This window comes from Amycolatopsis sp. NBC_00355 (assembly GCF_036104975.1).
Classification (GTDB): domain Bacteria; phylum Actinomycetota; class Actinomycetes; order Mycobacteriales; family Pseudonocardiaceae; genus Amycolatopsis.
In genome coordinates this window covers 2,843,222-2,863,253 of sequence record NZ_CP107982.1, presented here as the reverse complement: position 1 = coordinate 2,863,253, position 20,032 = coordinate 2,843,222, and the positions used below count along the sequence as shown (strand labels likewise).

Sequence of the window (20,032 nt, the reverse complement as noted above, 5' to 3'; positions counted from 1 at the left end):
TGTAACTGGCACTAGGTTATGTTTCGCGGATTCGGGCAAACTGTTCCTCGAGCGTAATTGATGGAACGTGGTGTGCGATGACTTTCATGGCTGAGTCCGATTGGTGCGAAAAAATCTACGTCGGCGAATGGGTATCCGGCGAGGGCGGGCCGATCCCGGTCCGGGAACCGGCGACGGGCGACGAGCTCGGCCGGCTCGGCTCGGCCACACCGGCGGACGTCGGGCGGGCCACGGCCCGTGCCGTGGCCGCGCAACGAGGCTGGGCGGCGGCCGGCTACCAGCAGCGGGCCGCCGTGCTGCGGCGTGCCGGCGACCTGTGGCTGAGCCACGCCGGCGAAATCGAGGAGTGGATCGTCCGCGAGTCCGGCTCGGTGCGGGCGAAAGCACGCGCCGAGATCGAGCGGGCCGCGGACGAATGCCACGAGGCCGCCGCGCTCGCGTCCCATCCGGTCGGCGAGGTGCTCCGCACCCAGTCGCCGCGCCTGAGCTTCTCGCGGCAGGTCCCCGTCGGGGTGGTGGGCGTGATCGCCCCGTTCAACTTCCCGGTGATCCTCTCGATCCGGTCCGTCGCGCCCGCGCTGGCCCTGGGCAACGCGGTCGTCCTCAAACCCGATCCGCGCACGGCCGTCTGCGGCGGCGTGGTCCTCGCGCGGATCTTCGAGGCGGCCGGGCTCCCGCCGGGCGTGCTTTCGGTACTGCCGGGTGACGCGGCGACCGGGGAGGCGCTCGTCGTCGATCCAGCCGTCCGGGTGATCGCGTTCACCGGGTCCACCCGGGCCGGCCGGAGCGTCGGGCAGCTGGCCGGTGCCCACCTGAAGCGTGCCCACCTCGAGCTCGGCGGGAACTCGGCGCTGGTCGTCATGCCGGGTGTCGACGTCCGGCGCGCGGCCGGCGCGGGGGCGTTCGGCTCGTTCCACCACCAGGGGCAGATCTGCATGGCGACCGGGCGGCACATCGTCGCCGCGGAGATCGCCGACGAGTACGTGGCGGCGCTGGCCGAGCGGGCCGGGAGCTGCGCCGTCGGCGATCCGGCCACCGCGGACGTCGACCTCGGCCCGATCATCGACGAACGCCAGCTCGATCGCGTCCACGCCCTCGTCGCCGCGTCCCGGGACGCCGGCGCGGAACTGGTCTGCGGCGGCCGGTACGACCGCCTGTTCTACGAACCCACCGTCCTGGCCGGCGGCCCGGTGTCGGCTCCCGCGTACGCGCAGGAGGTCTTCGGACCGGTGGCCCCGGTGGTGCGGTTCTCGTCGCCGGAGGAAGCCGTCGCTCTCGCGTCGGACAGCGAGTACGGCCTGTCCCTCGGCATCGTCACGACAGACGGGCTGGCCGCACTCGAACTCGCCCAGCGAATCCCGGTGGGGAAGGTGCACATCAACGACCAGACGGTGGTGGACGAAACGCCCAGCCCCTTCGGGGGCATGGGGGTTTCCGGAAACGGCCCGCGGCTGGGCGGCCTGCGCCACAACGTGGACGCCTACACCGAGACCCAGTGGGTGACCGCGCGGAGCCGGCTGTCCGGGCCGTTCATCGGCCTCGCGGAGGCCGTGAAGTGACCGCGATCGACCTGGGGTTGCCGACTCGCGGTGGCCTGGACCTCGTCCCGACCACCGACGAGCCGCAGAAGGCCAAGGACTACAAATCGGACCAGGAGGTCCGCTGGTGCCCCGGCTGCGGCGACTACGTCGTGCTCAACGCGGTCCAGTCCTTCCTGCCGACACTGGGCCTCAAACGCGAGAACATCGTGTTCGTCTCCGGGATCGGCTGCTCGTCGCGGTTCCCGTACTACCTCAACACCTACGGCATGCACTCGATCCACGGCCGCGCGCCGTCGATCGCGACCGGGCTGGCGACCACGCGCCCGGACCTGTCGGTGTGGGTCGTCACCGGGGACGGCGACGCGCTGTCCATCGGCGGCAACCACCTGATCCACGCGTTGCGCCGCAACGTGAACATCAAGATCCTGCTGTTCAACAACCGGATCTACGGGCTGACCAAGGGCCAGTACTCGCCGACCTCGGGGCCGGGCATGGTCACCAAGTCGTCGCCGATGGGGTCGGTGGACACGCCGTTCAACCCGCTGTCGCTGGCGATCGGCGCCGAGGCGTCGTTCGTGGGCCGGGCGATGGACTCCGACCGCAAGGGCCTCACCGAGGTCCTGCAGGCCGCGGCGGAGCACCGCGGGTCGGCGCTGGTGGAGATCTACCAGAACTGCCCGATCTTCAACGACGGCGCGTTCGACGTTCTCAAGGACGCCGACGAGGCCGCGTCCCGGCTGATCCCGCTGCGGGCGGGTGAGCCGATCCGGTTCGGCCCGAACCAGGAGTTCGGTGTCAAGCGCGGCGACTGGGGTGGCTTGGACGTCGCGAAGGTCGCCGACATCGGCGAGGACAACATCGTCGTGCACGACCCGGCGATCATCGACACGTCGTATGCGTTCGCGTTGTCGCGTCTCGGTGATCAGAGCTTGAACCACGTTCCGACCGGCATCCTGCGCCAGGTCGAGCGCCCGACCTACGACGACGGTGCCCGTGCCCAGGTCGAGCAGGCCCGCGCGGCCCGCAAGCCGGACCTGCAGGGCCTGCTGCGCGGCAACGACACCTGGACCATCGCGTGAACCGCGTGACGAGCAACCCGGCGCCTGCGCGCTACGACGGCGACCTGCGCGCGGATCTGGTGCGCGCCTCGCTCGACCTCATCGCCGCCGACGGGCCGCAGGACTTCTCCGTGGCCAAGGTGGCGAAGGTGCTGCGCGTTTCCTCCGCTGCGCCTTACCGGCATTTCGGCGGGCGGGCCGAACTGCTCGCCGCGGTCGCCGGCGAAGCGACCACGGCGTTGCGGGCGGGCATCACGCTCGCGGTGGCGGAGGAGTCGGACCCGGTCGAGATGCTGGTCGCCTCCACCGGCGCGTACACCAGGTTCGTGATCGAGCGGCGGGTGGACTTCCACGTCATCTTTTCGCCGGAACTCGATGTGCGCGAGGCACCGGCCCTGATCAGCCAACGGCGTCGGCTCCTGACGGACTCCTTGGCCCGGTGCCGGCGGGTGGTGCCGGGAAAGGGTCCGGCCAGGTCGTTGCTGGAGCAGCTCGTGGCGCAGGCCAACGGCTTCGCGTCACTGTTCCACGGCCGGCTCCGGCTGCATCCGGCCGGCACGGCCGACGACGTCGTCGGCAGGTCCACGAGAACCGCCCGGGCGCTGATCCGATCCGCGTCCGGGGTCAAATCGCCGGGTTGTCAGGAGGAGCCGTGAAGTCCGAGTCGCGCATCGCCGAGCTGTTCGAGTGCTACCGGCCGGGGTGGTCCGTGCAGTCGATCTCCGACAGCGCGGGCATGCCCGCCCTGTACTTGCAGTCATGGGTTACGCCGGAGGAGACCGGTCATCCGATCGCGCCGCCGTCGAAGACGGTGCTGCTGCGGTTGGCGGCGGCGCTGAGAGCGGACTTCACCGCGGTCCAGCAGGCGTTCGCGGCCGCCTGGCGCACTCTCGAGGGTGGGTACTGGAACCATTTCACCCCGGGCGACCGGGTGCTGGTGTTCGGTGAGCCCGACCCGGTGAACGGCCGCCGCCGGGTGCGGCGTGGAACGGTGCTCGATCCGTCTTCGCCCGACGCCATCCGGATCGATTTCGGCGGCGAGGCCCGCGAGGAGTTTTCCCCGGCAGACCCGGTCCGGGTCAACCACGCCGCCGGTGCCTGCCGGTGCGTGGTGGCGATCTCGTAGCGTTGGCAGCTCAGGAGCGCAACGGCGTCGCCGGCTCCTTCGAGCCGGCGCTTGGGCGCTCGTCGATTCGTCCGGGACCGGCTCGGCGGATGCGCTGCCGGACCTTTTCCCGAAATCCGTGATCCCTGCATCCGCGACGACGCCGGCCGACGTAGCACTGTTCGGCGGCGTCCGTCCGCCTCAGGACTGCCGGAAGCACCGGGGGAGACGACGATGCTGATGACCGAGGGTGTCGGCTCGCCGTCGCCTGCGGCTAGGGTGTCGGCCGTGTCCGATGATGGCGCGACGAGCGACACCGCCGACGATCTCGCCGGGCTGTTCGCCGCCGGCGAGCCGCAGGTGTTGCGTGCGGTGTTCGATCGGTACGGGCCTGCGGTACAGCGGCTGGCCCGAGCCAGCCTGCGCGACTCGGCCGACGTCGACGACGTCGTACAGGCCACCTTCGTGTCCGCGTGGAACGGTCGGCACACCTACGATCCGGAGAAGGCCGGGTTGCTCGCCTGGCTGCTGGGAATCACCCGGCGGCGCGTGGTCGACCTGCTGCGCGCGCGAGGTCGCCACCAGCGCGACAACGACGCGGCGGCCGCTGCCGCACCCGCGGAAGAGGCCGCAGTCGAATCACCGGACCGCGTGCTGGACCGGCTGGTCGTCGCCGACGGGCTGACGCGGCTGCCGGAAACGCAGAGCGAGGTCCTGCGCCTGGCCTTCTATGATGATCTGACCCACACGCAGATAGCCGAGCGAACCGGGCTGCCGCTGGGCACGGTGAAGAGTCATCTCCGCCGGGGGATGCAGAACCTGCGTTCCCAGCTGGACCGCGTGCCGGAGGAGGTGAACGATGTCGCATCCGGATCCTGATCGCCTCGTGCTGCTCGCCCTTGACGACGCAACGCCCGGTCCGGCGGACACCACCCACCTCAGCACCTGCGCCGACTGCCGTGAACAACTCGAATCGTTGCGCACGATCGCCGGTCTCGGCCGCGAGACGAACGCGGAAACCGTACTGCCGCCGGTCCCGGAACGCGTGTGGGACCGGATCGCGGCTGAAACGGGCCAAGCGACTCGCACGTCGCCGACCGGCGATGGCGGTCAGGTGCTCTCCCTGCAGCGCCGGAGCGGTGAGCAGGCGGGCAGGCGGCGGCTTTCCCGCGGGGTCCGGTACACGATCATCGCGACCGCCGCCGCGGCGGCCGGAGTGGCCGGCACCCTGGTGGCGGTCAACGCCGGTGGCGAGCATGGCCGGGTCGTCGCGGAAGCCCAGTTGAACCGTCAGGCTTCCGCACCCGCCGGTGCGGCCGGGACCGCCCGGATCGTCGACACGGGCGCGGGCTCACGGCGGCTCAAGGTCCAGCTGACGGGCATGCCCGACCCCGCGGGCCTGTACGAGATCTGGCTCTACGACGGTGGCAAGACCATGATCCCGCTGGGCGTGACCGCCGGCACCGCGGCCGATGTGTTCATCCCTCCCACCATCGCCGTCGACAGCTATCCCGTCGTCGACGTCTCGGCGCAGCACCTCGGGCAGCAAGAGCACGGCGTGAGCATGCTTCAGGGCACCTTCGGCAGCTGACCGTCAGGGTCTGTCGTGGACGGCGTCCGGCCGGTCCGGAACTGCCGCCGGTTCTCTTGCGTGCGCTGCATCCGTTCGATCCCCTTCCTGCGTATCCCCCGTGTCCAGGAAGCAACGAGAACGGAGTCATCTCATGCGCCTTCGCATGCTCGGGGTGTCCATCGCCGCCGCTGCGGCCCTGGCCGGGGCCACCGCCGCACCGGCCCAGGCGGCCCAGCCCGTGAGCGCCGCGGCCCACACCGTCTCGCACCACCACTGGTATCACTTCGGCAAAGGCCGCACCGACCTGACGCTCGATGCCGCGGCCGCCGGTGCGCTCACGTCGCTGGGTGTGAAGGTGGCGCCGGTGCTGGCCAAGGTCGGCCACCCCGCGGGCAAGACCGTGTTCGGGTTCACGATCGTCGGCAACCCGAACGACGGGACGATCGAACACGTCGGCGGCCTGCTGCTCCGCGCCGGCGGCAAATGCCTGTACCTGACCAGCTACACGATCGACCTCGAGCGCGGTGTCCTCAGTGGCCGGATCAACTTCGGGGCCCGGGCTGATCTGTTCACCATCGGCGCGGCCACACCCGATGGCGTCACCCTGGCGCTCACCGCGCCGGCGGCGGCCCTGCTGAACAAGACCTTCGGGGTCACGGCGTTCACCCAGGGATTGGTGATCGGCTACGGGAACCCGATGATCCGCAAGTAGCCAGTCAGTCGTTCGCCGGGGTGGCCGGCGCGCCACCGGCCACCCCGGCGAGCCTGCAGCGCAAAGGCGTGCGGCGGGCAGCGCAAGCGTTCCGCCGACTACTTGCCTATCCGGAAAGAAGTGAGTACTTTCCAAGTAGGCAAGTAGTCGACGGAGGAGTAGTCATGGACGAGCAGCGAGCAGCGGAAGCCCTGGCCACGGTTCGGGCGCACCAGGACCGGACCCGGCGGGCGGCACGCCTGCCGTGGTGGGTCTACGCCGCGGTCTTCGTGCTGGCCGCCGGGGGGATGGCACTCAACGACGTCATCAGTCTCAGCGGCGCGAAACTCGTCGCCGTTCTGGTTCTGGTGGTGCTGGCCGTGGTGTTCGTGACCAGTCGCGTGAACGGTCCGGCGCCGCTGGGTAGGGTGCGCGGTGTGCAGCGCCGTCAGTCGTTCGTCCCGTGGGTCTTCGGCGTCGTGGCGTTCCTCGCGGGTCTCGGCGCGTGGCTGATCTCCCGTTACGGCAGCGAGGTCACCCACGATCTCGCCAACGCCGTGGGACTGCCCGGGTGTCCCAACACAGTCGGCGGGGTGCTCTACGGCGCCGCGTTCACCGGCCTGTTCGCGCTGTCGCAGCTGCTGCTCGCGGTGGCCCAGCGGCGGCAGAACGTATGACGGCTCCACCACCGTCCGGGCTGGACCGGCTGCTGTCGGATCCGACGCGGCTGGCGATCATGTCGGTGCTGTGCGCGGCGCAGTGGTGCGATTTCGCGTTTCTGCGGGACGCGGTGTCCCTGTCGGACTCCGCGCTGTCCAAACAGCTGGCCACGCTGAAGAAGGACGGATACGTCGAGCAGCAGCGGACGTACGCCGGGCGGGTGCCGAAGACTTCGGTGCAGGCCACGGGGGAGGGGCGGCAGCGATTCCTCGGGCATGTCGAGGCGCTGCGGATGATCGTGGAGCGGACCCGCAGCCCGCAGTCCGGATAGCTGTTGCCGGCTCGCGGGCCACCGTCGAGGGCGGTCAGGTGCTGCTGCCGAAGGTGCCGACGCGGCTGACCGGCTTCAGTTTTCAGCGGAGGCCCCGCTGAGGTAAGTGCGCTTCGAAGTCGACCTCGGCGGCGGCGCTGACAGGGCTCTGTCGCAGCATCGGTTCCAAGCCGAGGGACCCCCACCGGCCGATCAGGGCCGACGGGGTCCACCGGTTGCGGCTGTGCGCCGACGCGGTGGTCAGCCGGTGCAGTTGGGAACCGCCGGGACGCTGCCCACGCAGTTGTTCGGGGTGTTGGCGGTGATGGGTGAGGTGGTGGTGGTCATGGTGCCGCCTTGGCGGTAGACGCCGCCGGCGGAACCCAGGAGCAGCAGAGCGTGATTGTTCGTCACCGCGGTCTGGGTGAGGGTGGTCGCGGTGGAGCCGACCGCGGAGATGCCGCCGCCCCGGCCCGCGCTGTTGCCGGTGATGAACAGGGGACTGCCGGAAACGCCGGTGACCGTCAGCGTCCCGCGCAAGCCGTTGTAGATGGCCCCGCCGTCGCCGAGCAGGGTTCCGTTGCCCGAGAGCGGGCTGTTGGTGAACGTCGCGGCGGGCGCGGTGCCGGACGGCGTGTCGGCGTTGGCGAGGCCACCGCCGTTGCCCGAGGCGGTGTTGCCGGTCAGCGTGCTTCCGGTGAGGGTGACCGCGCCGCGGTTGAGGATGCCGCCCCCGTCGCCGAGTACGTTGCCCCGGGTGAAGGCGACCCCGGTGGTGAGGGTCAGGTTGCCGGTCGGACCGACCTCGGCGATCCGGAAGATCCCCAAGCCCAGCAACGAGGAGTTGGTGACCGTCGCGGGGCCGATCATCTCGATCGGGGTGGTGATCACCGGAAGCGCGTTCGCCGCGCCGCCGTGTGCGGTGGTCATGCCGTAGGTGCAGCCACCCGCCAGGACGAGGGTGTCCGCGGTGGGGGTCGAGTTGGCCAGGTTGACTGCCGCGACCAAGGCGTTTTCGCTGCAGGCCACCGGAATGGTGATGGCCTGCGCGGCCGGCGCGAGTGCGATCAGGCCGCCGGTCGCGACGGTGACCCCGAACAGGACCCGGACAATGGTACGGATGCGTCGCATCACGATTTCTTTTCCTGGAACAGCTAGGGAAATAGTCCGCCGGCGCGGTGCGACGGCGATGAGGAAACGTGCAGACGACGGTGCGTGATTACCGCGGAGATAGTGGGAGCACATTCCCCACAAGAAGACCCCGGGCAGGCGGTCCGTAGCTGCGATCGCGGACTTGCCATGGCACCGAGGTCCAGGGTTGCAACCGTCAACGTACCCTCTCGCTCTGGTGACCGATACCCCAAGCCCTCGGATGGGGGTATTCGGCTGCGGCGAATACTTTCCGAACGCGGCAGCATTGCGGACATCTCGTGCTCGACATCCGGCATGGACGCGAAATCGTCGAACGGGAGTGAAACCGACCGGTTGATCGCGAGGGCTTCCAGTCGTCACCCCGTTTCGGGCACGGGCTCCAGGGCCGGTGATGGCACCACGGCCGACGACCACTCCTCGCGGGATGCCCGTCGAGTCAGGCGACGAGACGGACGCGACCGAGCCGTACCGACGGGTCCTGCGGGAGTGCTGCGCGTATCTGGTTCAGGTGACTGGCACTCTGCCTCGGCTTCAACCCCTGTCGACCGGATCGAACAAGTCCTGCCGTTCACCTCCCGGATCCTGCCGTGTGGTGAGGCTGGCTCCGGTAAGACGACCGTGCTGCCGTGGCCGGCCGTGCAATGCGCGAGCCGGCAGCTGACCAATGCCGCCGGCTGGGCTGACCTTGGGCCGTTCCTGCTGCGGTTGCGTCGGGTTACCTTCTTCTTGCTGGTCAAGGGCGCCGAATTGCCGTGCGCGGTTGTCGAGGCTCGTAGCGAGGTCGGGTAGGTAGGTGTCGGGTGCTGTTAGGCCAGTTGGCGGTGGGTCGAGCGCGGCCGGCGGTGCGGGAGGTCGATCACCGCCGAGCAGGGCTGTAACAGCGGACATGGTCATCGCGACGCCCGGGCAGACGTACCACCAAACAAAGTTCATCCGAGCCGCACACACGAGCAGCCGAGCCGCCTCGCGTCGGGGGAAGCCGTTGCTTCCAAGCAGATTCGTAGGTCGTGGAGCATGATGGAGATCGTCAACACGCTGTACCAGATCGGGCTGCCCACATTCGCCGGTATCTTCATCTTCCTGGCCTACCTCAGGCCTACGATCCGGCTGCTCAACCGCACGATCCACCGCAGGTTCAAGATCACCCGGATTGTTCGGGCGACCTGGATGGTGTTGACATTCCTCAGCTATGGTCAATCGCGTAAGGAGCTCTACCGAGCGGCTTGCATGCGAGTCGAGGCCGAGTTGCTGCACCCTCGCCCGGAACGACCCGATCGCTGGGAGTACCGGCACCGCTCCGATTTCCGCTCCGACCTGCGAGAGTATCGGAAATCGCTACGGCATTGGCATGAAAACATCGGCTTGATGACCGACAACCTCATGAAGAAGTCTGACAAGAACAAGATGGTAGTGGCTACCTGCTTCGCAATCTCGGAGGTGCAGGAGGAAATTCTGAGGTACTTTCGGGTCAGGCTCGCGGAAAACGCGAAGGTCGACGCGAACCCGGAAGTCTTCATGTCGGAGGTCCACGTGCAGGAGGCCTTCGTGGCCCCCTTGCAGTTGCTATCCGGGCTACTGGGTAAATATGACGAAGATTGGCCCCAGCTCATCGAGGGCCACCGCGCCACGGTCGAGGAGCTGGACGACAGTCTCGGAGACATCCGCAGCTTCCAGGCGTTTTTGTTCACGTGCTGGCTGACCTGGGGTCCGAGCATCCCGTTCGGCACGTGCAAGCGTTGGGGAGGGCACAATGTCATGCAACTCGGTTACGGAGATGAGAGCAATTCGATCGCGCTCGCCGTTCGAAGCGCCGACGAACCTCCGCCGCCTCGGACGGCCCGCGGGGGACACGTGGTCCTTGCCGAAGGTTTGCAGGTGACCGGCGTGATCAAGACGGCGGCCGCGGTCGACCATCTGCACCTGTGCAGCGCGCAGACCGAGGTGTTGCGCACCGGGCAGAACCAGCTCGTGTTGGAGACGAGCGCGCCGGTCACCGCGCCGAGCGAGGCGGAGAGCATCTACTACTCTGCCTACATCTGGGTGATCGTTGTCCTCTGCGGCACCAATGGACGACCGAAGCACGGCGAACCGTGGAAGAACATGTTGACGTTCTTCGAGCACGGCAACGTGGCCGACGACTCCACGTACCTGATGCTCAAGCGGCAGCTGGCTGCCAAAGTGCGCACCTCCCTGGAGTCGATCTTGCACGAGCACCCCGATCTGATCCTGAGTTTTGCCTGCGCGATCGACGAATGCGGCTGTGGTGAGCCGATCAGGTACCCGGCCCCGCCCGGCGAGTCCATGCGCGAGCTGTTGTTCGCCGAGTCCTGGCTGGCCCGGCTGGACGCCAAGGGCTGGCGGGACCGGATGCGCACGGCCCTCCCCGGTAAGGCCCGTGTCGCGCACGCGGCCTGCAAGCTGCCGAACACCGTGTCCGCCTACCAGAGGGACCAGCTGCGCAGGACGAAGTCCACCCCGATCGACCGGCAACTCCCGGAGGTGCTGGTCGGTTGATCCACTTCCGCGACCTCGCCGCCACCGACGCCGACATCGCGGCGCTGACCGCCTTCTACCAGGACCACTACGCCGACGAGTTCCCCGACCCCGACGAGCGGGAATCGCTGGCCAACATGATCGAGTACCTGCGGCTGCGCGAGCAGGGCTGGTACGGGCGCAACAACTACCACATCATTCTCGCGTCGATGAACGGTGTCACGGTGGGCTGCTCGGTCATCGATTACTTCGCCGGAACCAATGTGGGAATGATCGAGTTCCTGATGGTCGTCCCCGCGGTCCGCAACACCGGCGTGGGACGGGCCATCCTCGCCGAGACCGAACGTGTCCTCAATTCGGATGCCACGGCCGAAACGGGCACACCGCTTGCTCACCTGTTCGCCGAGATCAACGACCCCTTCGTCCCGACCGGGACGCCGGACAACCTCGACCCCGCCGATCGCGCGGTGATCTGGGACCGGTGGGGATTCCACGGCCTGGACGTGCCCTACGCCCAGCCGGCCTTGTCCGAAACCCAGGAACCGGTCACCAACCTGCTGCTCATCTGCAAAACGTTCGGCAGGCCGTGCACGCCGCAGACCGTGCGTTCGGCCGTGGCCGACTACCTTCGCTGGGCCATGCGCGTGGAGGACCCGGAGCGCTGCCCCGAGTTCCAGGCGCTCGCAGCTCACCTGGCCACACTCGCGTCCGTCGGAACGTTCTCCCTGTCACGCTACGTAGGACGTCCGATTCCGCACGCGCGGCCATTGACCGCGCCGACGGATCCCGACTGGGCCGCCACAATGGAGCTCTACCGCACCACCTTCGGTATTACCGAGTACGGCATCCCCGAGTCGGAGTTCATCCGGGAGTACCCGGTACCCCTGCATTTCTGGACACTGCGCCGCACACCCGCTTCCGCAGTCGCCGGCCTGGTCACCTTCTTCACCCTGACCACCGCCGGATTCGGCGGCTACGGCCTGTTCACCGGCGACCTGCGCGGCGTCGGCGCCCTGCGGCCGATGATCGCCCAGGTCGAGCTTCGGATGCTCGCCGACCGCCCCAGCACCCGAGGCTGGTACATCGAAGTGACACCGAAGACCGACCAGGCCCCGCTCCGGGCCGTGGGCTTCATCGAGCTTCCCGTCCGATACAGCGTCCCGTCCCCAAACGGGGACGAACTGCCCGCCACCCTCATGTACAAGTGGATCGGCCGACACTATTCACCGACGCTCCCCACCGAATCCGAAGTGGGCGCCGCTGTTCGAGAGATCAGGGAAGTCGTCTACGGATTTCACTCCGGCAAACGCTTCTTCGAAGCTGCGGAGGAGAGCGTCCCTGACCGCTGACGCTTGAGCCACACCGGCACGGGCAGCGCCGAAGCCGTCGTCGACACGTCGGCTCGGCATCACGGCGCCGTGCAGGGCGATGCCGATCGGGGTGGCGATCGCGCCGGCGAGCAGGCCGATGCCGCCCACCGAGGTGATGACCATGATGATGGTCTGCTTCGGTGACATGCCCAGGGCCTTGAAGATGCCGAGGCCGTGGACGCGTTCCCGGGCGTCGAGCACGACGGTGTCAGGCCGCCGGCCGGCGCTCCGCGACGCGGTTCAGCGTCGCCGTCCCGGCCGAGGGCGACGATCACGCGCCCTCGGCCACAGGGCAGTGAAGGTCGACTTGCTGCACGTGGAGGACAACCTGGCCTCCTGCTGCGTAGCGGAGGAAGTGCGGCGACGACCTGCACTACCTGCACCTGCCCGCACCGCCGGCCTTCCGGCCCAGCGGACCCGGGCAGGTGCGCATGATCACGGAGGGAAGGTCAGGCCCGGGATCCTCCGAGGAACCGCAGCACGGCCAGGACGCGGCGGTGGTCCGCGTCGACCACGGGCAGGTCAAGCTTGGCGAAGATGCTGTTGATGTGCTTCGCCACGGCGCTCTCGCTGACCACCAGCGCCTGCGCGATGCCGGCATTGGAGCGTCCTTCGGCCATCAGGCCGAGCACCTCCCGTTCGCGGGGGGTCAGCCGCGCGAGCGGGTCGCTGTCGCGCCGCAGCAGCAACTGGGCGACGACCTGCGGGTCCAAGGCCGTGCCCCCGTCCGCCACTCGCCGGACCGCCGCCACGAAGTCGGCGACATCGGCAACCCGCTGCTTGAGCAGGTAGCCCACACCGCTGGTGTTCGCAGACAGCAGGTCAGCCGCGTACCGCTCCTCCACGTACTGCGAAAGCAGCACCACCGGCGTCCCCGGCCAGCGCCGACGGATCTCCATCGCCGCCCGCACCCCCTCGTCGGTGAAGCCGGGCGGCATCCGGACGTCGATCAAGGCGAGTTCGGGCCGGTGCTCCGCCACTGCCGCCAACAGCCCCTCCGCGTCGCCCACTTCCGCGGCGACCTGGAACCCGCCCATCTCCAGCACCTTGATCAGGCCGACCCGCAACAACACCGAATCCTCGGCGATCACCGCGCGCACGGCAGCTCCGCGGTGATGGTGGTGGGCCCGCCAACGGGGCTGCTGACGTGGAAGGCCCCGTCGAGGGAGCCGACCCGCTTGGCCAGTCCGGTCAGCCCCGTGCCGGCGGCGTCGGCACCGCCCAGCCCGTCGTCGGTAACGCGCACGCGCAGCACCTCGCCGACCTGACGGACCAGCACCTCCGCGCGCATCGCGTTGGCGTGCTTCGTCGCATTGGTCAACGCCTCGGAGATCACGAAGTACGCGACTGACTCCACATTGGGTGCCACCCGCTCCTCCAGATCGACCCGCAACCGCACCGGCACGGGCGTGCGGGCAGCCAGCCCGGACAACGCCGCGTCCAGACCTCGGTCTTCGAGCACGGCCGGGTGCAGCCCCCGCACCAGGTCATTGAGTTCGGCGATCGCCTCCTTCGCCTCCAGGTGCGCCCTAGCGATCACCTCGCGGGCATCACTCGGCAGGTCCGGGCGGGTGGCCATGGCCAGACCCAGATTGACCGCGAGGGACACCAACCGCTGCTGGGTGCCGTCGTGCAGGTCGCGCTCGATCCGGCGGCGCTCCGCGTCGACGGCCTCGATCAAGTCGGTCCGGCTCACGGCCAGCTGATCGACCCGCTCCTGGAGCCGCTGCGTCCGGCTGGGCCCGAGCAGGCCCGACGCCAGCCGCGCCTCGGCCCGGGCTACGGCCCGCACGGTCCAGGGCAGGGCACACAGGAGGAGGAGCCCAGCCGCTGTGTAAGCCGGCAGCTGGGTCGCGTAGCCGAACCCGTCGTGGCGGACTCCGGTCGGCAGCGCCCATGACCAGGCGTAGGCGGTGACGCCCGCCAGGCACGTCACTGCTACCGCGAGCACCAGCAGCTCCAGCAGCGCGAGCAGCGGGCCCAGCGGGAGGTGGTAGCAGATCTTGCGCCAAGGCCGTGTCGCCGCGAGCCACCGGGCGGTCGAGGCCCACGTCCATTGTTCCGGCGCGGTGGGGGTGAGCCGGGGGATGTCCATACCGATGAACGCCCGGTAGCGAGCCCGCTGAACGGCCGTCAGCACCGGGGTGCCGAGCAGGACCAGGACGGCCGACACGGAAACCGCAAGGAGCCAGTTCCCCGTCTTGGCGGTGATCGTCGCCGCCCAGGACCACACGGGCACCAGCGCCAGGTGCGGCAGCACACCAGCGGCAAGAAAGCCGGTGTCCCGCCGCGCCCGCAGGACCGTGCGTCTCAGTCCGGCTGGAATCGTCATGGCACGACGCTAGGGCACCGCAGGAGGACGGTGCCATGAAACCTGTACCCGATCTCATGGTGAACCTAGGTTCACCTGAACCGCGGTCAGCGCCGGGACAGCGGTGAAGATCACCCCGCCTGAGGTGATGTCACCTGGGTGATCAGCTCCGCGCTCTGGTTCGGCCTGCACCAGACCGACGTGGAGTTCGCCAGGGATCCGACGGTGATCGAGCCGGGACCGGCACCACCATCCTGCAGTCACCCGGACCGGTGCGGTAGCGGGTACCACCACGAAGTCGGAACCCAGGGCTACTGATCTCGGCCGGTTCCGGCGGCAAAGTTCTGCCGCAGAGCTGCCCCGCACCGGCGTCGGCAGCAGCAGCAGCACGACGTTCAGCGGAGGAATTTCATGACCGTTCAGACGATGCCCTGGCCACCACGCACGGCGACGTCGCCGGGTGCCCGGCCCAGGTGGGTGCCGGGCGTGCTGGGCGTGGTGGCGGCGGGCATGGTGCCGTGGATGTTCGTGCTGGGCCGGACCCTGCCCGAGACCACCCAGGTGCGGCACTGGCCGGCCGTGTGGATCGGACTCGACCTGGCCATGGCGCTCGGCTGCGCGACCACCGCGCGGTGGTATCACCGGGGCGATGCCCGCGCCCGCCTGTCGGCCTCGGCGGTCGCGGCACTCATGGGGATGGACGCCTGGTTCGACGTCCTCACCGCCCTGCCCGGCACCGAATTCACCCAGGCCCTCGTCTGCGCGGTCCCGGAACTGGCCCTGGCCGGACTGTGCACCTGGCTCGCCCTGCGCGATACAGAAAGGCTGTCATGAAACGAGAACATCCGCGACCGCGGCGGGCGATCCCGAACCCGGAAGACGCGGTCGAGAACAAGCTCCACAGAGTTGTCTGCTCCAGCCTGATCCCGCCGGCCACCGCGCGGAAGGCGATAGCCGGCAACTGGACGACCGCCTTCGACGACGGGTGCGCCACAGCCCTCCGCGATGAGGTATTCCCCGGCGGCTTCGACGATGGTCTCCCCGTGAGAGGCCAGGTCGTTCAACCTGCGCAGCCGCGTGCCGGGCTCGCCGGCGAGCTGCCCGTCCGGCAACAGCTCGGCCATGCGCTGCAAGGCGTTCCAGGCGGCCTGGACCAGAGGTGCTCGTCCACGTGGGCTCCGGCTCGGACTCCGCGAACGGATCCAGGCCGTGATCTTCGCCTGCGAAAGCCGCCTCATCCACCCGGCTTGACGTCCGTGGGTGTGCCGGCCGGTACTTGCCTGAGGCCGGACGGGCGGCGATAGTGGTGCGACGCCGTTCTCGAGGAGGCCCGTGTCCGCCGATCGCCTTCCCGCTGTCCTTCCCGCGGATCGCGAACTGCGCAGGTTGCTTCGCCACGGCACCTTCGCCCAGGTGCTCGACCACTGCCTGAACACGCACGGGCTGAGCCTGAAACGCCTGCAGCACCAGCTCGCGGCCCGGGGCGCGCACATCAGCAGGGCGGCGTTGAGCTACTGGCGCAACGGGCGCAGCCGGCCGGAACGTGACGAGTCACTGCGAGCGGTGCGAGCGCTGGAGGACGTGTTCGGGCTCCCGGAGTCCACGCTGGTGTCCCTGCTCGGCCCACCGCGTCCGCGGGGCCGGGCCGCGGAACCGGGATCGATCGCCCGCGAACGGATGTGGCCCACCCACGATCCGCTGTTGACCTCTTTGACCGCGCCGGTCGACGACCAGTTGCGTTACCTCACCGTCCACGAGCACGTCCTGGTGCACGCCGATCGACGTCTTGCCGAGGTGCGGACCCGGATGGTGGTGGAAGCACGACGTGATCACGTGGACCGCTGCCTCATCTACCAATGGGTCGAGGAGTCGGAACTGCCCCAGCTGGTGGATCCGCGGTTCTGCCGCCTCGGCCGGATTCGCCGTGACCGGACAGCCGGGGCCACCGTGTGCGAACTGGTGCTGGATCAGCGGCTGGCCGCGTACGAACGCACGGTCCTGGACTTCACCTGGCGGTTTCCCCCTGGCCCGGAACTCACCCATTACCACCGCAGGTTCACCCGCCCGGCCAGGGAACTGGTGCTCCAGGTCGAGTTCGCCGGATCGGCGCCCGCGCACTGCGTGCCCTACCGGCAACGCACTCCGGCCGCGGCGCCTCGGCTGGGCCGTCCACTGTGGATCGGCACGTCCAACACCGCGCACCTCGTGCTCGAGGACGTGCGGCCGGGAATCGTCGGCCTGAGCTGGGAATGGGACTGACCGGTGACCCCGGAGGGAGCCACCGGCCCGTCCCTCTCCCCAGGATCAGTAGACGTACCAGGAGAACTGGTCACGCCCGCCGGTTCCCGCGGTGTCGGTCGCGGTCACCGTCACCGGGAATATCCGGTTGACGTTGCCCGCCGTACCACTGATCGTCCCGGTGCCGGCGTCGATGGACAGGCCGGGCGGCAGCCCGGTCGCCGACCACCGGTAGCTGCCGGTGCCGCCGCTCGCCGAGAGCCGCAGGTCGACCCGCTGTCCGTGCTGCGTGAACTGGAACCCCGGGTCCTTCACGGTCACCGGTCCGCTGCTGTCCTTGGTCACGGTCAGCGTGAACGTGGTGTCGTGACTGGCGGTCGCGCTCTTGCCGGTGATGGTCACCGCGTAGGTACCCGCCGGGGTCGACGCGCCGGTCGCGATGGTCAGCTTCGACGAACCGCCCGCGTTGACCGAGGCCGGGGCGAACGTCGCCGTCGCCCCGGACGGCAGCCCGCCGGCCGACAGGGCGATGTCGCCGCCCGGCGGCGGGGTGCCGCCGATCTGCGCGTTGGCCCAGTCACCCATCGAGCCCCACAGCTTGCCGTGCGCGTTGTACGACGCGCAGTCGGTCCGCAGCCAGGAGAACACGCCGTAGATCTTGCCGTTGTAGTAGTACGGGCCGCCCGAGTCGCCCTGGCACAGCCCCTTGCTGCCGTCGCCGTACCCGTCGCAGAACATGTAGTCCGGGTTGAAGATCGACGAGTCGATGGTCTTGCAGTTCTGGCCGTCGACGGTGGGCAGCACCACCTCGCGCAGCTTCGTGTTCTTGTTCGCGTCGTTCGCATCGGTCTTGCCGTACCCGATCGCGGTGCCCTGGGTGCCCAGCGGCAGCGTGTCGGCGGACGACGCGATCGCCGGGTAGGTCATGCCGGCGGGAACCGGGATGTCGGTCTTGGTGAAGATGATCGCCACGTCGTTGCCGTTGCGGAAACCCTCGTCGCTCTGCGGGGTGTAGTCCGGGTGGATCCGGTACTCCGCGATCTCGATCCGGGTGCCCTTGCCGGTGTCGGCCAGGTCGTCGCGCCCGTAGATCAGGTACTTCGGGTCACCCTGGGCGAACTTGCAGTGCGCCGCGATCAGCACGGCCCGCTTGGCGACGACGCTGCCGGTGCAGGACTGCTCCTGCGGGCGCACCCCGCCGGTGCGGTGCTGGGAGATGATGAACGGGTACTTGGCCACCGTCGTCGGCTGCCCGTTGATCACGCTCGGGCTCGCGCCCGGACCGGTCACCGCCGCGGCCGTCGAAACGGTGGCCGACGTCGACTGCCCGGCCACCACGGACCCGGAACCCGGGGTGACGCCGAGGGAGAAGTCACCCGGTCCGGAGCCGTTGACCGTCAACGACACCGTCGCGGTGTGGGTGGCGTCGGAGCCTTTGCCGGTCACCGTGACGGTGCTCTGTCCCGGTGCTGCCGACGACGACGCGGTCAGGGTGAGCGTCGAGGGCCGGCCCGCGGTCACCGAGGCCGGGTCGAACGTCGCGGTCACGCCGGCGGGCAGGCCACCGGCCGACAGCGCCACGGTCTGGGCGCTGCCCTTGGTGACCGTGGTGGAGACCGTCGTGGTCGCGGACTTGCCCGGGTCGACGCTGACCGACGCCGGGTTCGCCGCCATCGAGAAGTCGTTGGCGGCCGGCGGGGTCGTGCCGCCGATCAGCGAGTCGGCCAGGGTGTCGCCCTGCATGGAACCCCAGCCGGTGCACAGGTCGTAGCCGGTGCCCGCCGAGTAGGTGCCGTTGCTGCCGGAGGTGACGTCGTGGAAGTTCGACGAGTAGGAGCCGCCCTTGGCGATCGAGTACAGCGCCGGGTTGATGCCGCCGAGGTTGGCCTTGCCGCCCGCCTTGGCCTTCTGGTTGACCATGGCGATGTAGCCGGCCCACAGGGGGGAGGACAGGCTGGTGCCGCCCACGTCCTGCCAGCCGCCGTTCATGTAGACCGACAGGGCGCCGGCGCCGTAGTCGGCGTCCATCGCGACGTCGGGCACCGAGCGGTGGGCGTTGCTCCCGGTCTGCCACTCCGGGCGGTCGTAGATCGCCGAGTAGGCGCCACCGGACCGCGTGTTGCCGGTGCCGCCCTGGTTCCAGCAGGACTCGGAGGTGTAGGTGCCCGCGCTGTCGGCGGTGCGCAGCTGGGTGCCGCCGACCCCGGTGAACAGCGGGTCCGACGGTGGGTAGTCGGCCTGGACGGTCGAGTTGTCGCCGTTGTAACCACAGCCGGTGGCGCCCCAGTCGCCGGAGGCGGACAGCATCGTCACGCCCTGCGCGGCGAGCTGGGTGTAGGAGTCGTGCGAGGCGGCGATCGGGTCGGACTCGCACTTCTCCCCGAGCAGCCACGACCCCGACAGCACGGTGATCGCGTTGTCGGAGGCGATCTTGGCCATCTCGTCGACCCACGCGTTGTCGGTGTTGGGTGCCTCGTAGACCACCTGGGCGGCGCCCGGAGCGGTCGCCGCGACGGCCTCGATGTCCAGGGTCACCTCGAGCTGGTTGCTGCCGGGACTGGACACCCCACCGTCGACCGGGACCACGCGCGGGGTGACCGAGGGCTGGCTGAAGTAGCTGGTCCAGGCGTTGATGTCCGACTGCTTGAACGCGTCGAACTCGATGAGCCCGACGGTCTGCCCGGCCCCGGTGTAGGACGCGGACAGGTTCTTCATCGTGTAGGCGGTGCGGAACTGGGCGGGCGTGTAGCCGCCGGCGGGCCCGCTGGGGCCGCCGGGCGCCGACGCGCGGTGGGCGACCTCCCGGTCGGTGAGACCGGCCACCCCGCGCACGGTGGCGGCGATCTCGGCGGGCACCTCCGGCGCATTGTCGTTGGCGTAGAAGCGCTTCCCGTCGGTGCCGGTGTAGGTGCTCAGCCGGGTGTTGAACGCCTGGCGCACGACATCCGCCGGGCCGGACGCGTCGACGACCTGCCGGTTGCCGGACACGCCGTCCACGTGAAGACCCTTGCCGCGCAGGTAGTCCGTCACACCGTCCACATCGGACTGGCGCGGTGCGAACAGCTCGTTGTACTCCGCCGGGTTCAGGAAGTGCCGGTAGGTGGCGGACTGAGGGTCGTTGACCGCCGTCACGAACCGGTCGAGACCGGCTTGGTCGTGTGGCCGCAGCGCCACTGCGACGTGCAGGGCCTGGGCGTCCGGCAGCGCGCCGTCGCGGTGTGCGCCGGCCGGCAGGGAAGCGCCGTGCGGGGCGAGGGGGACCAGCGGTGAGGGTGGCGCGCCACTCGCGGTTCCGGCCGCCACCGAAGCGGCGACCGTGGCCAGACATGCCGCGAGAGCGACGGCTCGGAAGGTGGGCAGGGTTTTTGACACCGTTCCTCCACTTCGTGGGCGAAGAGATGGCCGGACGCGGATCCTGCGATCGCCGGTAACCGAGGACGCTAACCGCGTGGTGGCCACTTTCCACGCGCGAAGTGAACATTCGAACTTGTTCAGCCTGCCCCGTGCTCTACGTCGAGTAACCGCAGGTC

At 69.4% G+C, this 20,032-nt stretch carries 17 protein-coding genes and 1 pseudogene; 13 read left to right on the top strand and 5 right to left on the bottom strand.

Going from position 1 to position 20,032, the window contains the following annotated elements:
• Positions 1 to 77 precede the first annotated feature (77 nt).
• From OHS18_RS11905 to OHS18_RS11865, 9 genes are all read left to right on the top strand, one after another.
• On the top strand, positions 78 to 1,559 hold the full coding sequence (locus OHS18_RS11905) for a benzaldehyde dehydrogenase (RefSeq protein ID WP_328617025.1): 1,482 nt from the start codon (positions 78 to 80) through the stop codon (positions 1,557 to 1,559).
• Positions 1,556 to 2,620: a 2-oxoacid:ferredoxin oxidoreductase subunit beta gene (locus OHS18_RS11900; protein WP_328617024.1), complete on the top strand. Its 1,065-nt coding sequence runs from the start codon at positions 1,556 to 1,558 to the stop codon at positions 2,618 to 2,620. The genes OHS18_RS11905 and OHS18_RS11900 overlap by 4 nt, the downstream gene beginning before the upstream one ends.
• Positions 2,621 to 2,625: 5 nt before the next feature.
• Positions 2,626 to 3,255, top strand: coding sequence for a TetR/AcrR family transcriptional regulator (locus OHS18_RS11895; RefSeq protein WP_328617023.1), 630 nt, complete (start codon positions 2,626 to 2,628; stop codon positions 3,253 to 3,255).
• Positions 3,252 to 3,725: a hypothetical protein gene (locus OHS18_RS11890; RefSeq protein ID WP_328617022.1), complete on the top strand. Its 474-nt coding sequence runs from the start codon at positions 3,252 to 3,254 to the stop codon at positions 3,723 to 3,725. The genes OHS18_RS11895 and OHS18_RS11890 overlap by 4 nt, the downstream gene beginning before the upstream one ends.
• Positions 3,726 to 3,938: 213 nt before the next feature.
• The gene (locus tag OHS18_RS11885) at positions 3,939 to 4,583 is read left to right on the top strand and encodes an RNA polymerase sigma factor (RefSeq protein ID WP_328453021.1); all 645 of its coding nucleotides are present in this window, start codon (positions 3,939 to 3,941) and stop codon (positions 4,581 to 4,583) included.
• The gene (locus tag OHS18_RS11880; RefSeq protein WP_328617021.1) at positions 4,564 to 5,295 is read left to right on the top strand and encodes an anti-sigma factor; all 732 of its coding nucleotides are present in this window, start codon (positions 4,564 to 4,566) and stop codon (positions 5,293 to 5,295) included. The genes OHS18_RS11885 and OHS18_RS11880 overlap by 20 nt, the downstream gene beginning before the upstream one ends.
• Before the next feature lie 133 nt (positions 5,296 to 5,428).
• Positions 5,429 to 5,989: a hypothetical protein gene (locus OHS18_RS11875; RefSeq protein ID WP_328617020.1), complete on the top strand. Its 561-nt coding sequence runs from the start codon at positions 5,429 to 5,431 to the stop codon at positions 5,987 to 5,989.
• Positions 5,990 to 6,153: 164 nt separating this feature from the next.
• Entirely contained in the window at positions 6,154 to 6,645 is a 492-nt protein-coding gene (locus OHS18_RS11870) for a hypothetical protein (protein WP_328617019.1), read from the top strand.
• Positions 6,642 to 6,959 (top strand): winged helix-turn-helix domain-containing protein, encoded by a 318-nt coding sequence (locus OHS18_RS11865; protein ID WP_328617018.1) that lies wholly within the window; start codon positions 6,642 to 6,644, stop codon positions 6,957 to 6,959. Before OHS18_RS11870 ends, OHS18_RS11865 begins: the two co-directional genes overlap by 4 nt.
• Positions 6,960 to 7,199: 240 nt before the next feature.
• Here OHS18_RS11865 and OHS18_RS11860 read toward each other — a convergent pair whose 3' ends face one another.
• Positions 7,200 to 8,069 (bottom strand): hypothetical protein, encoded by an 870-nt coding sequence (locus OHS18_RS11860; protein WP_328617017.1) that lies wholly within the window; start codon positions 8,067 to 8,069, stop codon positions 7,200 to 7,202.
• Between the two features lie 1,035 nt (positions 8,070 to 9,104).
• Here OHS18_RS11860 and OHS18_RS11855 point away from each other — a divergent pair.
• Together OHS18_RS11855 and OHS18_RS11850 are read left to right on the top strand one after the other, a co-directional pair.
• Positions 9,105 to 10,604, top strand: a complete 1,500-nt coding sequence (locus tag OHS18_RS11855; RefSeq protein WP_328617016.1) for a hypothetical protein — start codon at positions 9,105 to 9,107, stop codon at positions 10,602 to 10,604.
• A complete protein-coding gene (locus tag OHS18_RS11850) occupies positions 10,601 to 11,932 on the top strand; it encodes a GNAT family N-acetyltransferase (protein ID WP_328617015.1) in 1,332 nt (443 codons plus the stop codon). The genes OHS18_RS11855 and OHS18_RS11850 overlap by 4 nt, the downstream gene beginning before the upstream one ends.
• A gap of 120 nt (positions 11,933 to 12,052) precedes the next feature.
• Here OHS18_RS11850 and OHS18_RS48525 read toward each other — a convergent pair.
• The 3 genes and pseudogenes from OHS18_RS48525 to OHS18_RS11835 form a co-directional block, all read right to left on the bottom strand.
• Positions 12,053 to 12,100 (bottom strand): annotated as a pseudogene (locus tag OHS18_RS48525) (hypothetical protein); the annotation flags it as partial.
• Positions 12,101 to 12,402: 302 nt separating this feature from the next.
• Entirely contained in the window at positions 12,403 to 13,053 is a 651-nt protein-coding gene (locus OHS18_RS11840) for a response regulator transcription factor (protein ID WP_328617013.1), read from the bottom strand.
• The gene (locus OHS18_RS11835; protein WP_328453041.1) at positions 13,041 to 14,285 is read right to left on the bottom strand and encodes a sensor histidine kinase; all 1,245 of its coding nucleotides are present in this window, start codon (positions 14,283 to 14,285) and stop codon (positions 13,041 to 13,043) included. The genes OHS18_RS11840 and OHS18_RS11835 overlap by 13 nt, the downstream gene beginning before the upstream one ends.
• Before the next feature lie 390 nt (positions 14,286 to 14,675).
• On the opposite strand from OHS18_RS11835, the gene OHS18_RS11830 reads away from it, so the two are divergent.
• Positions 14,676 to 15,098: a hypothetical protein gene (locus OHS18_RS11830; RefSeq protein ID WP_328617012.1), complete on the top strand. Its 423-nt coding sequence runs from the start codon at positions 14,676 to 14,678 to the stop codon at positions 15,096 to 15,098.
• Between the two features lie 498 nt (positions 15,099 to 15,596).
• Entirely contained in the window at positions 15,597 to 16,523 is a 927-nt protein-coding gene (locus OHS18_RS11825; RefSeq protein WP_328453045.1) for a helix-turn-helix domain-containing protein, read from the top strand.
• 45 nt (positions 16,524 to 16,568) lie between these two features.
• On the opposite strand, the gene OHS18_RS11820 is transcribed toward OHS18_RS11825, so the two are convergent.
• Complete coding sequence (locus OHS18_RS11820; protein ID WP_328617011.1) at positions 16,569 to 19,874, bottom strand: protease pro-enzyme activation domain-containing protein; 3,306 nt, start codon at positions 19,872 to 19,874, stop codon at positions 16,569 to 16,571.
• Between the last annotated feature and the right edge of the window lie 158 nt (positions 19,875 to 20,032).